The sequence below is a fragment of the Bifidobacterium sp. ESL0775 genome, from assembly GCF_029395475.1.
Lineage (GTDB): Bacteria > Actinomycetota > Actinomycetes > Actinomycetales > Bifidobacteriaceae > Bifidobacterium.
In genome coordinates, this window is record NZ_CP113917.1 from 1,343,244 (window position 1) to 1,357,749 (window position 14,506).

13 protein-coding genes are annotated in these 14,506 nt (G+C 57.5%); 5 read left to right on the forward strand and 8 right to left on the reverse strand.

The window, feature by feature from the left end:
• Positions 1-239: 239 nt before the first annotated feature.
• The 5 genes from OZX73_RS04935 to OZX73_RS04955 all read left to right on the forward strand — a co-directional run bounded on the left by OZX73_RS04935 (position 240) and on the right by OZX73_RS04955 (position 5,931).
• Complete coding sequence (locus OZX73_RS04935; protein ID WP_277148106.1) at positions 240-2,282, forward strand: AMP-dependent synthetase/ligase; 2,043 nt, start codon at positions 240-242, stop codon at positions 2,280-2,282.
• Positions 2,283-2,545: 263 nt separating this feature from the next.
• Entirely contained in the window at positions 2,546-3,199 is a 654-nt protein-coding gene (locus OZX73_RS04940) for an amino acid ABC transporter permease (RefSeq protein WP_277148108.1), read from the forward strand.
• A complete protein-coding gene (locus OZX73_RS04945) occupies positions 3,186-3,860 on the forward strand; it encodes an amino acid ABC transporter permease (RefSeq protein ID WP_277148110.1) in 675 nt (224 codons plus the stop codon). The genes OZX73_RS04940 and OZX73_RS04945 overlap by 14 nt, the downstream gene beginning before the upstream one ends.
• Positions 3,853-4,701 (forward strand): amino acid ABC transporter ATP-binding protein, encoded by an 849-nt coding sequence (locus OZX73_RS04950; protein WP_277148112.1) that lies wholly within the window; start codon positions 3,853-3,855, stop codon positions 4,699-4,701. Before OZX73_RS04945 ends, OZX73_RS04950 begins: the two co-directional genes overlap by 8 nt.
• Positions 4,702-5,025: 324 nt before the next feature.
• Complete coding sequence (locus OZX73_RS04955) at positions 5,026-5,931, forward strand: cysteine ABC transporter substrate-binding protein (RefSeq protein WP_277148114.1); 906 nt, start codon at positions 5,026-5,028, stop codon at positions 5,929-5,931.
• A 30-nt stretch (positions 5,932-5,961) separates the two neighbouring features.
• Here OZX73_RS04955 and xylB read toward each other — a convergent pair whose 3' ends face one another.
• From xylB to OZX73_RS04995, 8 genes are all read right to left on the reverse strand, one after another.
• Positions 5,962-7,458: a xylulokinase gene (gene xylB, locus OZX73_RS04960; RefSeq protein ID WP_277148116.1), complete on the reverse strand. Its 1,497-nt coding sequence runs from the start codon at positions 7,456-7,458 to the stop codon at positions 5,962-5,964.
• Between the two features lie 72 nt (positions 7,459-7,530).
• Entirely contained in the window at positions 7,531-8,136 is a 606-nt protein-coding gene (locus tag OZX73_RS04965) for an SIS domain-containing protein (protein ID WP_277148118.1), read from the reverse strand.
• Between the two features lie 557 nt (positions 8,137-8,693).
• Positions 8,694-9,758 carry a GTPase Era gene (gene era, locus OZX73_RS04970; protein WP_277148120.1) on the reverse strand — a complete coding sequence of 355 codons (1,065 nt, stop codon included), beginning with the start codon at positions 9,756-9,758 and terminating at the stop codon, positions 8,694-8,696.
• 1 nt (position 9,759) lies between these two features.
• Positions 9,760-11,172, reverse strand: coding sequence for a CBS domain-containing protein (locus OZX73_RS04975; RefSeq protein ID WP_277148122.1), 1,413 nt, complete (start codon positions 11,170-11,172; stop codon positions 9,760-9,762).
• Positions 11,173-11,363: 191 nt separating this feature from the next.
• The gene (gene ybeY, locus OZX73_RS04980; RefSeq protein ID WP_277148124.1) at positions 11,364-11,909 is read right to left on the reverse strand and encodes an rRNA maturation RNase YbeY; all 546 of its coding nucleotides are present in this window, start codon (positions 11,907-11,909) and stop codon (positions 11,364-11,366) included.
• Positions 11,906-13,150 carry a PhoH family protein gene (locus OZX73_RS04985; RefSeq protein ID WP_277148126.1) on the reverse strand — a complete coding sequence of 415 codons (1,245 nt, stop codon included), beginning with the start codon at positions 13,148-13,150 and terminating at the stop codon, positions 11,906-11,908. Before OZX73_RS04985 ends, ybeY begins: the two co-directional genes overlap by 4 nt.
• Before the next feature lie 7 nt (positions 13,151-13,157).
• Positions 13,158-13,490, reverse strand: a complete 333-nt coding sequence (locus tag OZX73_RS04990; protein WP_277148128.1) for a histidine triad nucleotide-binding protein — start codon at positions 13,488-13,490, stop codon at positions 13,158-13,160.
• 96 nt (positions 13,491-13,586) lie between these two features.
• The gene (locus OZX73_RS04995) at positions 13,587-14,384 is read right to left on the reverse strand and encodes a 16S rRNA (uracil(1498)-N(3))-methyltransferase (RefSeq protein ID WP_277148130.1); all 798 of its coding nucleotides are present in this window, start codon (positions 14,382-14,384) and stop codon (positions 13,587-13,589) included.
• Positions 14,385-14,506 lie beyond the last annotated feature (122 nt).

The window sequence follows — 14,506 nt, forward strand, 5'->3', positions numbered from 1 at the left end:
CAATCCCGAACGAATGAGTTTTCCTCGTCGACACAGGTTGAGCGACGAATATATATGGTCATTTTCGCTTGGTCGCACCGTTCCCACCCACACGTTCCACTGATGTGGAGATACGCTGGAGGCCTTGTGAAACATGGCTTCCCTTACGCTACCGTAAGGTGACGAAACGCGACAAACCCTATAGAATTGGCTTCATTGCTTGAATACAACGCCGCTATAGAAGGTCGAGGAGTGCACACGTGTCAGTCATCAACTCACTGAAAAAGGAAACACTGAAGCTGAGCCAGAAGGCCTTCCATTTGGGCAACGGTTTCGAGCATCCGGTCAACACCGAGGATCCGGAAACGCCGGACTTCAATGACGACCGTCATCTCGCCACTGTGAAGCCCGTCGATTATTCGACATTGCCGCACAGCCACGAATGGGGCCCCGGCTACCCCACCAAACTGTTCGTCGACGACAAGACCGGACTGCTCACCGTCACCACGGCCGGCAACCCGCCAATCGACGACGACATGTCGATCTACGACCTCTATGTCGAACGAGCGGAGCGCATGGGTGACGATCCGTTCTACACGTTCAAGGCCGATAACCGTTGGGTCACCAAGACCGCCAACGAGTTCCTTGAGGACGTGCGCAGCGTGGCCAAAGGCCTGATGCATTACGGAATCGACAAAGGCGACGGCGTCTCCTTCATGTCCCACACCTCATACGAATGGGACGTCGTGGACGCGGCCGTGATGGCCGTGGGCGGCGTGCTGGCGACCATTTACGACACCGATTCGGCCGAGCAGATCCGCAACATCGTCAACAATTCCGACTCGCGTCTGCTCATCGTCGAAACCAACGAGATGCGCGAGAAGGCCGACGGCGCCGTCGAGGACTGCCCGACGCTCGAAAAGATCTATACGCTCGAGGCCGGGGCGCTTGAGGAACTGCGCGACTACGGCAAGTCGGTGAGCGACGAGGCGCTCGACCAGCGCATCGATTCCATCAAAAAGACCGACCTGTGCTCCATCGTCTACACCTCCGGCTCAACCGCCGCTCCCAAAGGCGTCGAGATGACGCACGAGCATTACTGCACCACCGCGCTGAACCTTCGCGACTACATGCCGAAACTCTTGAAACAGAAAGGCAGGTCCGTCCTGCTGTTCCTGCCGCAGGCACACACCTTCGCCCGTGCGGTCAATTACATCGTGGTCGCCAGCGACCTGCGCATCTACATCGCCGGCGGCATCAAGACACTTATCAGCGACCTACAGGTCGCCAAGCCCAGCGTCACCATCCTCGTGCCACGCGTGTGGGAGAAGGTCTACAACGCAGCCTCGCAGAAGGCTGGAAACGGGGCCAAGGGCGTGGCATTCGCCGCTGCCGTGGTGGCGGCCCAAGAGTACGAGAAGGAAATGAGCGAGAACGGCAAGGCCAGCTTCGCCACCCGCGCCCGCCGCGCCGCCTTCGATCCAATCGTCTACAAGTCGCTGCGAGAAGTGCTCGGTGGACACGCCGAGTGGTTCGTCGCCGGTGGCGCCCCGCTCGATCCGGAACTGCTCGCCTTCTTCCGCGGCGCCGATATACCCGCCTACGAAGGCTACGGCCTGACCGAAACCACCGCGCCCTGCGCGTTCAACCCGAAGGGCACGCCGTTCCATGAGGGTTCGGTCGGCGTCCCCTACCCCGGCTTCTCGATCCGTCTGGCCGAAGATGGCGAGATTCAGGTCAAGGGAACCTGTGTCTTCCACCGTTACCACAAGAACGACGAAGCCACCGAACTCGCCTTCACCCCAGACGACTGGTACGCCACCGGCGACCTCGGGCGCCTGAGCGATGACGGGTTCCTTTACATCACCGGCCGCAAGAAGGACCTCATCATCACCGCCGGCGGCAAGAACGTCGCCCCCGGACCGATCGAGGAGATCATCCAACGCTGCCCGTTCGTCTCGCAGGCGCTGGTGCTCGGCGACAAGCGCCCATTCATTTCCGCGCTCATCACGCTGGACGAGCCCTCGTTGCGCCAGTGGCTCGACGCCGCCGGTCTCGACCAGGACATGCCCATGGAAGAGGCATGCAAGAACGCCGTGGTCCGCGCCGAAGTGCAAAAGTGGGTCGACAAGGCCAACGAAGGCGTCTCCCGTGCGGAATCCGTACGCAAGTTCATCCTGCTGCCCGAGGAGTTCAGCCAGGAGAACGGCATGCTGACCGCCTCGATGAAGGTGATACGTCCTGCGGTCATCAAGCACTACGCCAACCTGCTCAACACGCAGATGTACACCAAGAAGAAGTAAGCAAAATCGTTTCCATGCTTTATGAATCGGCTGATGCTGGGATATCCTCATTGCCAGCCGATTTTATGTTGACAAGCAGATGCCGAATCCTGATTTGAGCCGATAACGCTTTATCGGTTATTTATATGGCGCAAAGCGTGCATTTGGGTGTCTCCGCGTCTAGTATGGCAACAAGCGCGCAGTGGTCCGCTGGAGTTTCCAATCGTTTGGGACGTGGCGCAGGCAACGAGTAAGCATTCATATCACGAAGTGGGAGGGCATCCATGGACTGGAGCTTCATAGCCCATAACGCTCACTACTTCGTCAACGCCGGTTACATGACCGTCTTCATCTCGTTCTTCGGCATTGTCTTCAGCATCGTTCTGGGTGTGGTTTGCGCGGCCATCGAAGCGGCCAATATCCCGATCTTGAAACAGATCGTCCGTGTATATATCGAACTTTCACGTAATACACCATTGCTGGTCCAGCTCTATTTCCTCTATTTCGGACTGCCGAAACTCGGCGTCTCATGGTCGGCGGAAACCTGCGCCATCGTGGGTCTCACTTTCCTCGGCGGCTCGTATATGGCGGAAGCGTTGCGCGGCGGGTTCGAGGCCGTGCCGCAGATCCAGCGTGAATCGGCGCAAGTGCTCGGCTTCAGCCCCTCGCAGATGCTGGTTCATGTCACCGTGCCGCAGGCGCTTTCCACCGCCATTCCGGGCGTGGTGGCCAACATCATCTTCCTCGTCAAGGAATCGTCGGTGGTCTCCGCCATCGCGCTGGCCGACGTCATGTACGTCACCAAGGATCTGATGGGCCAGACCTACAACACCTACGAATCGCTGACGCTGCTGATCATCACCTACCTCATCATCCTGCTGCCGATTTCCATCATCGGCACGGTCTTGGAGAGGAGGTTCGACTATGCACGGCGCTGAGATACTGCTGCAGCCGGGTGTTTTTCCGCGTCTGCTGCAAGGCCTATGGGTCACCATCTGGATAGCTGGGGCCTCCGTCCTGCTTTCCCTGCCGGTCGGCCTCATCGTCGGCTGGCTGATGACGCTACGCAACCCGATCATCCGTTTCGTGATGCGCGTCTACCTTGATTTCATCCGTATCATGCCGCAACTGGCGCTTCTGTTCATCGCATTCTACGGCTTCGCCCGCGCCTTCAACTGGAACCTCGACGCCACCGGCGCCTGCGTGCTGGTCTTCGTGCTTTGGGGCGGGGCCGAGCTCGGTGATCTGGTCCGTGGCGCTTTGGAATCGATTCCACGAACGCAATACGAATCCGCCCAAGTACTCGGACTCAATTCGTGGCAGACCTTCAGCAGGGTCATCCTTCCGCAAGCATTGCGTCGTCTGCTCCCTGCCAGTGTCAATCTCGTCACCCGCATCGTCAAGACGACCTCGTTGGCGGCGTTGCTTGGCGTGATCGAGGTCATCAAAGTCGGCCAGCAGATCATCGACGCGAACCGCTTCCAATACCCGGACGCTACGCTGTGGATCTACGGCGTGATCTTCTTCATGTATTTCTTCGTATGCTGGCCGCTCTCTATTGTGGCCAGAAGGCTTGAAAAGAGGTGGGCTCATGACTGATACTACGGTTACGACCAATGCGAACGCACCGCACGAAACCCTGCATATCCGGCATATCACCAAGCAGTATGACAATGCCGAGAAGCCGGTTCTGAACGACATCTCCTTCGACGTTCCGGCCGGCCAGGTGTTCGTCATTCTCGGGCCTTCCGGCTCCGGCAAGTCCACGTTGCTACGCACCATCGCAGGTCTCGAACCCATCCAGGGCGGCGACATCACCATCGGCGACGAGGTGTTGCGCACGTCCGGCAAGAAGAAGGATATCGCCAAAGCGAACGCGGCCAATGGTTCAGGTTCGAAGGCCGGCAATGACAACGAAAACCCGGTCAAGGTGGGTATGGTCTTCCAAAGCTACGACCTCTTCCCCAACAAAACCGTGCTCGGCAACATCATGCTTGCGCCGGTGCTGGTGCAGAAACGCAAGAAGGATGAGGTCAAGGCCGAGGCCATCCAATTGCTGAAGCGCGTGGGGCTCGCCGACCGTCAGGATGCCTGGCCGCACGAGCTTTCCGGTGGGCAGCGCCAGCGCATCGCCATCTGCCGCGCGCTGATCGAGCACCCGCAGATCATGCTCTTCGACGAGGTCACCGCCGCGCTTGACCCGGAAATGGTGCGCGAAGTACTTGACGTCATCGTCGAACTTGCCGACAGCGGCCAGACCATGCTCATCGTCACCCACGAAATGGCGTTCGCCCGCGCAGTGGCCGACCATATCATCCTGCTTGAGGACGGCGGCATCGTTGAGGAATCCGACGACGCCGAACAGTTCTTCAACCATCCACAATCCGAACGCGCCCAGCAGTTCCTGAACACGTTCACGTATGCTCGTGAGAGACAATAGCTGATAGTTTTTACCGGCATCAACCAATAAGGAAGCAAAGGGAGGTCGAATGATGAACCGGAACATACCGAATATGCGTTTGGTGGCACGAATGTGCGGCACCACGGAGCCGAACCGATGTCAACTCATGGCCTCCATGTCTCGCTGATCTGCATCAATAAGATTTGATATGACATATCGCCAATTACGCCGGAAACATATAGGTCGCGGTCTGTAATCGGCAAAACTAGCGTAATGCTGGAATCCTGACATTCCATCATCCGGCTAGACCAGTATTTTTTACATCCCTATTCAAAGAACTTGTAAATAAAAAGAAAGAACATCATGACAACGAACGTATTGAAACGAGTGGCACAAGCGATGATCTCCGCGGCGGCAGCCGTGGCCATGCTGGCTGGATTCGCCGCATGCGGACCCTCCGGCGCGACTCCGAGCAGCGACAACAATTCGGGTTCCAGTTCCGCAGGTGCTGGCAAGCAGCAGACCGCCCGCACCATCGCGCAGATCAAGAAGTCCGGCAAACTCAAGGTCGCGGTCTTCTCCGACAAGGCGCCATTCGGTTACGTCGACAAAGACGGCAAGAACCAAGGCTATGACATCGTCTTCGCCGAGCGTCTGGCTAAAGACCTTGGCGTAAAGCCCGAATACACCACCGTCGATCCGGCCGCTCGCGTGGACGTGCTCGCCAGCAACAAGGTCGACGTCACGCTCGCCAACTTCACCGTCACCCCCGAGCGCGAGGAGAAGGTCGACTTCGCCAAGCCCTATATGAAGGTCGCGCTGGGCGTGGTCTCTCCCGACTCCAAGCCGATCAAAAGCGTCGACCAGCTCAAAGGCAAGACGCTGATCATCGCCAAGGGCACCACCGCCGAACCATACTTCGCCAAGTACCCTGACATCAAGCTGCAGAAGTACGACCAGTACGCGGACGCCTACAACGCCTTGCTCGATGGCCGCGGCGACGCGATGAGCACCGACAACACCGAGGTGCTCGCCTGGGCCAAGGCCAACAAGGGCTTCACCGTGGGCATCACCAAGCTCGGCGACGAACAACCCATCGCCCCGGCCGTGCAGAAGGGCAACAAGGAACTCTTGAACTACATCAACGAGGAGATTGTCAAGCTCGGCAAGGAGCAGTTCTTCCACAAGGACTACGACGAGACCCTGAAGCCAGTCTATGGCAGCTCCTCCAACCCCGATGACATCGTCGTGGAAGGTGGAAAGCTCTGATTATTCACCGAATATAAAAACTACAGCACATCACTCTTTACGGTCCATTCCCCTCCATTGTGATGCGATGCGATACCTCTGGATGATTTCATCAGCATGGGTCACCGCCAGAGGGCGAGGAGTCGCCAACTCCGTCCGCTTTGGCTTCCAATCGTCACGGATTTTCGTCACTTTTTCGTCACGCAGCACCGCAGCCGCCTGTATCGTGGCTCCTCTTGCCACAGCCTGCTCGACATCAGTGCCGTAAATGCTCTGGCCCATGAAGTCCGCCAGCGCCTGCAGGAAAGCGGGCGAGTGAATGGCCCCACCTGTGGCGACGATCGTGCCGTCAAGGTTCACGCCAGCGTCAATCATGAAGCGCCGGCCGGAGTCCATGCCCAGGGCGATGCCTTCGATAAGCGCCAAAGCCAAGGACTCCCTTGTGGTATCGCTGGTCAATCCGTCGATCGAAGCCGTGGCCAAAGGGAGGTCCGGAGTACGTTCGCCATCGAGATAAGCCACAAAAATAGGACGATCCGCATTGGTGGCCGCCTTGGAAGCCAAGACATTGAGCTCCTGCAAATCAACCCCAAGCCAGGAGGCGACCACGCCGAACGCCTTCGCACAGTTAAGCACGCAAGTCAGCGGCAACCATCCTCCAGCCGCATCAGCCACACCGCTGACCAGGCCGTTCTCATCATAGACAGGCTGTTGCGAAGCGGTGAAGGTGACGCCAGAGGTTCCCAAGGAAAGGGCGAGGTCTCCGGGAAGGATTCCCAATCCCAATGAAGAGACCTCCTGGTCTCCGCCGCCGGGCCCTATGACGATTCCCGGACGGAGTCCGAGTTCCTGCGCGGGCGCTTTCTGCAAGATCCCGGCACTTTGCTCGGGGCCCAGGACCTCGGGGAACGTTATATCTTCGAATTGCGGGCCCTTCCCACCAACGGCCGCATTGAAGACTTCAGGAAGATAACGGCCGTGCAATGAATCATAATAAGCGGTGTTTGAAGCGTCGGATCGATCGGTGGTATAACGCCCCGTCAGCCTGAACGTCAAGTAGTCATGTGGAAGCATGACCGTTTTGGCACGCTTCCAGATTTCCGGTTCTTTTCTCGCCATATAGGCGACTTTTGAAGCGGTGAACGACGAAGTCGGCAGGGAGCCGGTCAGATGGATCCATTCCTTCCTGCCAATCGTGCGGATGAGCTCATCGTTTTGCGGCGAGGTCGTGGTGTCGTTCCACAACTTCACTTTTCTGATGACGGCATTGTCTTGGTCCAGCATCACCAATCCGTGGCACTGCGCCGAAATCGAGACGGCGGATACATCTTCGGCGCGGTAGCCAGGTTGCAATCCGTCGATCGCCTGGTGCGTCGCCTTGACTAGGGCATCCCACCAGTCGGAGGTGTACTGCTCGCTCTTCGGCGGATGGGTTGGAGGATGAGGCCCTTTCCCATGGCCGACAAGCCTGCCGTCATAGGCGTCACGCAATTCGACCTTGCATGATTGTGTGGAGGAATCGACCCCCATGACCAATGTCGCCATCATGTTCTCCTTTCCGTCGTTCCGCGACCTTGGGTCAACAGAACAACGAAATTCACCAATTGCTGTGATGATTGCCTATTTCGCGGAATTCGCCAACTTGCCTACCAGGCCCGCAGGATGGCGCGAGGCTATGTCCTTGGCGTTTTCTCCACGCCTTAGATGGACGGCCAGAGCCAAGGCATCACCCCAGGCGGCTTGCGCCAAAGAGGTTCCCATGCCGATATAGCCTTCAGGGTCGGCATCGCAATGAGGCAGCGCTTGGACCATCGTCGCCATATTGGCCAACGGCGATTCGGGCGACTGCGTCACAGCCACGATCTTCGCTCCGGCTTCAAGCGCCAACTTCACGAACGTGTTGACTTCGTCCGTCACGCCACCCTTGCTGATGGCGATGATGACATCGCCTTCTTTCACCGCGCCGACGGACCCATGAAGGGCCTGATCGGCGTTGAGATAAAGAGCCGGAGCGCCGCACAACGCAAGGATATGCGCCAGTCGGGAGGCAATCGAGCCTGAATCGCCAACAGCCGTGGTGAGCACAAGCGGAGCAGAGAGAACCATGTCCACCACCTGCTCGAAGCGCTCATCAAACACGCCTTCAATGTCGGCGACAGCCTGCGACTCTCCTTGGTTGAGTTCCCTGATTTGCTCCATGATTTCATGGCGATTATCAGTCATCATTCACCTTCCTTATCTTTATTCCATGTCAATTTTCTCCAGCGCCCCACCATGGGATACCGGAACGCATCGTCGGCTCGGCGATGATACCGTCCAAGGCGATATTGGGACCGACCACGAATCGATGCCACAATGAGCACTCCCAACTCCCGTGGCATTCTAAAACGAGATTCCATATAAGCTCTTTCGCTACTTCGCCTTATACCGGCTGTTCAAACACTTATCAATATAAATGCACTCGAATGTCATTACAACCACATTTTTGCGCTCATTTGAGCGATTTTGATGTCTTCAGAAGGCTTTATTTGGACATTGCCAACAGACTTGATAATCAAAAATGTATTTTAAATAAGAAAATAGCTGTTTGACAGCCAGAGGATGACAGATTGATCAGTGAGATCGCAAGACGATCTCATATTGGTGAGGAGACCAATTCCGAAACCGCGTCATCCTAGGGACTCTCAGGTTTCAACATTCATCTCTGCCAAGCACCTACCTAGTAATAGCAAACGTGCGCATCCCTGATTGAGGATTGCGCACGTTTGGACTCATATCTCCGCTCAGAAACCGAGTCGCTCCAGCTGCTTGGGGTCGGACTGCCAGCCTTTGGCGACTTTTACGTGCAGGTCGAGCTTGGATTTTTGGCCTACGATGCGATTGACTGCGGTACGCAGGCGCTTCTTGACCTGCACCAGGTGCTCGGCGCGGTGGCCGATGATGATGGGCTTCTGGGAGTCGCGCTCGACGTAAATCGAAACCATGACGTGCGCCTTGCCGTCCTCGGTTTCGGGATTGTCGGATTCGCCGGGGCGGTCGATAGAATCCACGACCACGGCCAACGAGTGCGGCAGCTCGTCGTCCAGCTCCTCGAGGAACGCGCCGCGCACCAGCTCGGCGATGGTGTCCTCCGGCTTTTCCTCGGTGATTTGGCCATCGGGGTACATCTGCGGGCCCTCAGGCATGTTGTCGATGAGCACGCGCTTGACCTCGGCCACGTTGTCGCGTTCCAGAGCACTGACCGGCACCACATCGGTGAAGTCGGCGAATTGGCTGATCTCGATAAGCTTCGCCATGAGCTCCTGACGGTTGAGCTCATCAATCTTGGTGACAATGGCAATCAGCGGCACCCTCCAGACGAACTTGCCCTGTTCGTGGTCGCCTTCTTGCTTGTTATGTTGAGAACCTTTGCCGCTTTTGTTGTTATCGGTTTTCTTGCCGTTTTCGCCGCCATCAACCTTGCGCGCGAACTCACTGCGCAGGCGGCTGAGGATGCGCTTGTCCCCAGGCCCGATCTCCTGATCGGCGGGCAGCAGGAACGCGATCTCATCCACATCGCTCAACGACTCGTCCACCACATCGTTCAGACGCTGGCCGAGCAGCGTGCGCGGGCGATGGATGCCGGGGGTATCAACGAGTACCAGTTGGGCATTGTCGGTGGTCAGAATGCCGCGGATGGCCTTACGCGTGGTCTCCGGACGCGAGGAAGCGATGGCAACCTGCGTACCGATCAAGGAATTGATCAGCGTGGACTTGCCGACGTTCGGCCGCCCGACCACCGCGACAAAGCCAGAACGATACGGTTCCTTGTTGTCAGACTGTTTTTCGCTATTCTTGCTCTCGGTCATGTTATTCGTTTCCTTTTACGTCCTGTTGCGTCTCTCGGTTGATTTCGTTTTCGTCGTCTTCGTCCTGTTTTTCGGCCATATCAAGCGTTGCTGGCTCGACCACGATGGTCGAGACCTTTTTGCGACGACCGGCGGAATCGACGGCAGTCAGACGCAAGCCACGCGTCACCGCGCTCATGCCGACGATCGGAACCCGGCCAAGCAGCTTGGTCAAGAGGCCATAAACAGTGTCGACATCATCCTCGTCGATATCCACTTCGAAGAGTTCTTCGAGGTCGGCGATAGGCGTGCGAGCGGGCATCTGCCACTTGTGGTCACCGATCTTCTTGGGCTCGGTGTGCTGAATGCGGTCATGCTCATCCTCCAGCTCGCCGACAATCTGCTCGATAGCGTCCTCGATGGTCACCAGTCCGGCGATGCCGCCGTATTCATCGACCACCACGGCCACATGCTGACGAGTGCGCTGCATCTCGTGGAAAAGGTCATCGACGGGTTTGGATTCGGGTACCAGCATCGGCTGGCGGCAGATGGATTTGACTTCACGGCTACGAGCTTCGGGGTTGAAGGCCGTGGCACGCACGGCATCCTTCAGATAGGCCATACCTACCAAGTCGTCGACGTCCTCGCCGATGATCGGGATACGCGAAAAGCCTGAACGTGAGCACAATTGCAGGAAATGTTCGAGCGTGGAATCGGATTCGACGCAGATCATATCGGTGCGCGGCACCATGATCTCGCGGGTCAATGTGTCGGAAAGCATAAGCACATTGCGTAGCATTTCCGCGACTTCAGGGTCGAAATCATCGGTCTCGACCAACCGGTCGATGGTCGCACGTCCCTGCTCACGCTGAATTTTTTCAAGTTCCTCGTCGTCGGAAAGCTCGTCTTCCTTGTCGCGTCGACGCTGCTCTTTGCCTTCTCCGGCCTTGGCGAACGGTGTCAACACAACGGCCAGCGAGATGATGCCAGAGAAGCGCATCATCACGTCGAGCGGCTTGGAAGCACCGGCAGAACGTGGACGGAGCAGAACCGATACCACAGCGACGATTAGTGCGAAAACCACTCCGGTAACCAACGCCACCCAGACAGGCTCCGAGAACAGCATGACGATAATGGCCACAAGAACGCCGTCAAAGACGTTGCAGAAGATACGGAAGAACGCGCAGGAACCGGCTGTGGCGTAACGGTCGACAATAAGCCGCTGCACTTTGTGGACCTTGCGAATCTGCTTGGCCTGCACGAACTTGCCGAGGTCCTCGTCGTCAGTCTGAATCTCGATAATCCGGTTGTTAAGGCTGGCCTTGGTGACACGCGAAACGGCGGATTCGCTCGACGCCATCATCATCGACAGCCATACCAGCAGCGCCGCGACGATGACGAGCACAACCACGGTGGCGATGGTCAAGGTATCCATATTCTGCGTGCTTTCCTATTTCTCGATACGATTTGCTGGTTCGTTGCGATGGTTATTTGATTTGGGTTTATCAAATCGTTGGTATCTTCAAGTTTATTAGCAAGGCGGGATAGCCAGTACATATTGTCGATAGATTCCATCAAGATATAAAATCCATCGACAAGGTCTCGAAAACAAACCAAGAGCTGCCATCACGATTCTTTATTATTACCGGAGGCGTGATTCGCATCCCACTGGGCCAGCAGATCGGTGGAACCTGCCGGCAGCACAGCCTGCGGCACCGGCTCGTCTCGGACGGCGAAGAATGTCAGCAACAGCTGGCGTTGCAAGCCGAACATCTGCCGTTCCTGCTCGGGGTCGACGTGATCGTAACCCAGCAAATGCAGGATGCCGTGGATGGCCAGAAGCATCATCTCGTCCATCGTTGAATGACCGGCGGCCGCGGCCTGCTGCTGCGCGACCCACGGGCAGATGACGATGTCGCCCAGAACACCTTCCATGACTTGCCCGTCCTCGCCAGGACGCAACTCGTCCATGGGAAAGCTCATCACATCGGTCGGGCCTTCGAGCTGCATCCAGCGCATATGCAACTGCGCGATCGGATCGGGGTCGACGAAAAGGATGGTCAGGTCGGACTGCGTGCTCACCTGCATGCGTTCCATCACCCACAAACCCAAGTCGGAGAACAGTTTCGGGTCGATCTGCCAGACTGTCTCATTGGTGACTTCGACGCTCAACGGCGTTCCCTTCCACTTGGATCCGTTTCATCTTGTGAAACCTTGAACGCTGAATCAGTGGTTTCATCTGATTTCGGTACAATATCGGGCTTGGCCGTTCCTCGTCCTGACTTGCGTCCGGTTTGATCGGTTGCATGAGCGGCATGCGCATCATAGGCCTGCACGATCTTGCCGACCAACTCATGACGCACCACGTCCTTGGCGCCAAGATGGGCAAAGCTGATGCCGTCGATGTTGCCAAGAATCGATTCAATGGATTTCAGTCCGGAATGCGGCACCGCCAGATCGATCTGCGTGACGTCGCCGGTGATGACAATTTTGGTATTGAAGCCAAGTCGCGTAAGGAACATCTTCATCTGCTGCTCGGTGGTGTTCTGCGCCTCGTCGAGGATGACGAAGGCGTCGTTCAACGTGCGGCCACGCATGTAGGCGAGCGGCGCGACCTCGATAGTGCCGTCGGTCATGTAACGATGCATCTGGCCAGCTCCGAGCATATCGGAAAGCGCATCGTAAAGCGGGCGCAGGTACGGGTCGACCTTGTCGTTCAAGGTTCCCGGCAGATAGCCGAGGCTTTCGCCGGCCTCTACGGCAGGACGCGTCAGGATGATGCGGCTTACCCGTCCATCCTCGAACGCACGAACCGCTTTGGCGACGGCAAGATAGGTTTTGCCGGTTCCAGCAGGGCCGATGGCAAACGTAATCGTATTGGCATCGATGGCACGGACGTAGAAAACCTGACCGGCGGTTTTCGCACGAACCGGCTCACCGTTGGCGAAGGCTATGACACCTGGAACATGGCGGTTTGCAATGGAACGCTTGCCTTCATCGCCATAATCTTCGTCATCATGGAATGAACGAGCCTGCGACCGCGAGCCAACCCCGGCACCAGCGAATCCGCGCGTATACGAATGCCCGGCATAGCCATGCCCACGACCGCCATCGCCCATCAGTCCGGCCTTCTTACCGACCTGCCGGGCCTCGAGCATCCGTCGCACGTTCATCGCGTCGGCCGGAGCCTTGTACGCCGCGTCGATGATGTTGTTGAGCACATCCGAAACCTTGTCGGCCTCGATGTCATCGCGCTTGTTGTAGGCGGAAATCTCGATGCGATTGCCCCGCACGAACACGTTGACCTCTGGGAAGGCGTGCTGCACCTCGGCGAGAACCTTATCTCCCGAACCCAGTACGGCCACCGGGTCAAGCTCAGTGGGGATGGTGATGACTCGTTTTGCGCTGGCCACCGCTCTCCTACTCTTCCATCGTCTCACCGGTCAGCACGTGCGCGTGCACATGGAAGACCGACTGGCCGGCATCCTCGCCGGTGTTGAAGATGAGACGATAGGCGCCGTGGAATTCCTTGTCGGCGATGGACTGGGCGATCTCGACGATGTGGGCGAGCTCGGCAGGATCGGACTTGGCCAGTTCGGCCACGTTGGCGCAGTGCTTCTTCGGCACGATCAGCACGTGCACCTTCGCCTTGGGGTTGATGTCCTTGAACGCGCAGGTGGTGTCGTCTTCGTACACCTTGGTGCTCGGAATCTCGCCCGCAATGATCTTGCAGAACAGGCAATCGTCGGCCATATATGCTCCTTACCAAAAGCTGTCAGGACGCGGTTGCGCCCTACTCCCCCATGCTATTAGCCCGCACGGATAATTACGCTGGCCGATACAGCGGAATCAGGCGAATCGTCCCAGCGCACGAGCCAGCAACGACAATGCGACCGGACCGGCGGTCGAGGCACGCATGATGTTGCCGCCCAGCACACACGCTTCGGCTCCGGCATCGGTGAATTGCTCAACCTCATCGTCGCTGATGCCGCCTTCGGGGCCGACCACAACGTAAATCGTACGTGGCTTGCCGTCGTCAAGGCAGCGTTGCTCAAGAAGCGAGACCTTCTGCTCGATGCCGTTCCATGTCGAGGTCGCGTCCTGATGCAATACAATTACCAGCTCATGGTGGACGCAGGCACGTCGGCAGATAGCCACCACCTGCTTGCTGGAGACGCAGTCATCCAAAGCCGGCTTCCAAGCGCGACGTGATTGCTCCGTAGCCGCGACCAACGTCTGATCCCATTTGCGGTCAGTGCGTCCGGCCTTCCACTTGGAAATCGAACGGTTGGCCTGCCATGGCACCACCTCGTCAACGCCAATCTGCGTGGCCATGTCGATGGCCTGCTCGTCGTGCCCGGTTTTCGCGAGCGCCTGCACCAGAGCGAGCCGTGTGACCGGCTGTTCCTCCGTGGTGAATTCCGAGACCTTGACCAAGCCGTTCTGCGTATCGGCCACTTCGCAATTGATGCGCAGCCCACGTCCGTCGGAAAGCTGGAGGTCGTCACCGTTCTGCAAGCGCATGGCACCCATCGCGTGCCTTTTGATGGCCGGCGGCAAGGTTATCGTCCAGCCTGCGCGCAGCTCGTCACGGTTGACCGGCACGTCATCGTGCTCGGCGTCGAATACAAAAAGCGGACTTGTCATAGTTCAAGGCTACCGGAACCGCGGACGAAGGTTTTGGAAGATACCGAAATAAGTACTTTGATTATTTATCAATAACCCACAGACCAATATGTTATCGACAAATCACACCGAAACATCGCATA

Bases quoted from the DNA above. Each gene is read 5' to 3' on its own strand.
- OZX73_RS04990 (WP_277148128.1), bottom strand. From the start codon at position 13,490: ATGGCCGACGATTGCCTGTTCTGCAAGATCATTGCGGGCGAGATTCCG.
- era (WP_277148120.1), bottom strand. From the start codon at position 9,758: ATGACCGAGAGCAAGAATAGCGAAAAACAGTCTGACAACAAGGAACCG.
- OZX73_RS04975 (WP_277148122.1), bottom strand. From the start codon at position 11,172: ATGGATACCTTGACCATCGCCACCGTGGTTGTGCTCGTCATCGTCGCG.
- OZX73_RS04950 (WP_277148112.1), top strand. From the start codon at position 3,853: ATGACTGATACTACGGTTACGACCAATGCGAACGCACCGCACGAAACC.
- OZX73_RS04945 (WP_277148110.1), top strand. From the start codon at position 3,186: ATGCACGGCGCTGAGATACTGCTGCAGCCGGGTGTTTTTCCGCGTCTG.
- OZX73_RS04940 (WP_277148108.1), top strand. From the start codon at position 2,546: ATGGACTGGAGCTTCATAGCCCATAACGCTCACTACTTCGTCAACGCC.
- xylB (WP_277148116.1), bottom strand. From the start codon at position 7,458: ATGATGGCGACATTGGTCATGGGGGTCGATTCCTCCACACAATCATGC.
- OZX73_RS04965 (WP_277148118.1), bottom strand. From the start codon at position 8,136: ATGATGACTGATAATCGCCATGAAATCATGGAGCAAATCAGGGAACTC.
- OZX73_RS04995 (WP_277148130.1), bottom strand. From the start codon at position 14,384: ATGACAAGTCCGCTTTTTGTATTCGACGCCGAGCACGATGACGTGCCG.
- OZX73_RS04955 (WP_277148114.1), top strand. From the start codon at position 5,026: ATGACAACGAACGTATTGAAACGAGTGGCACAAGCGATGATCTCCGCG.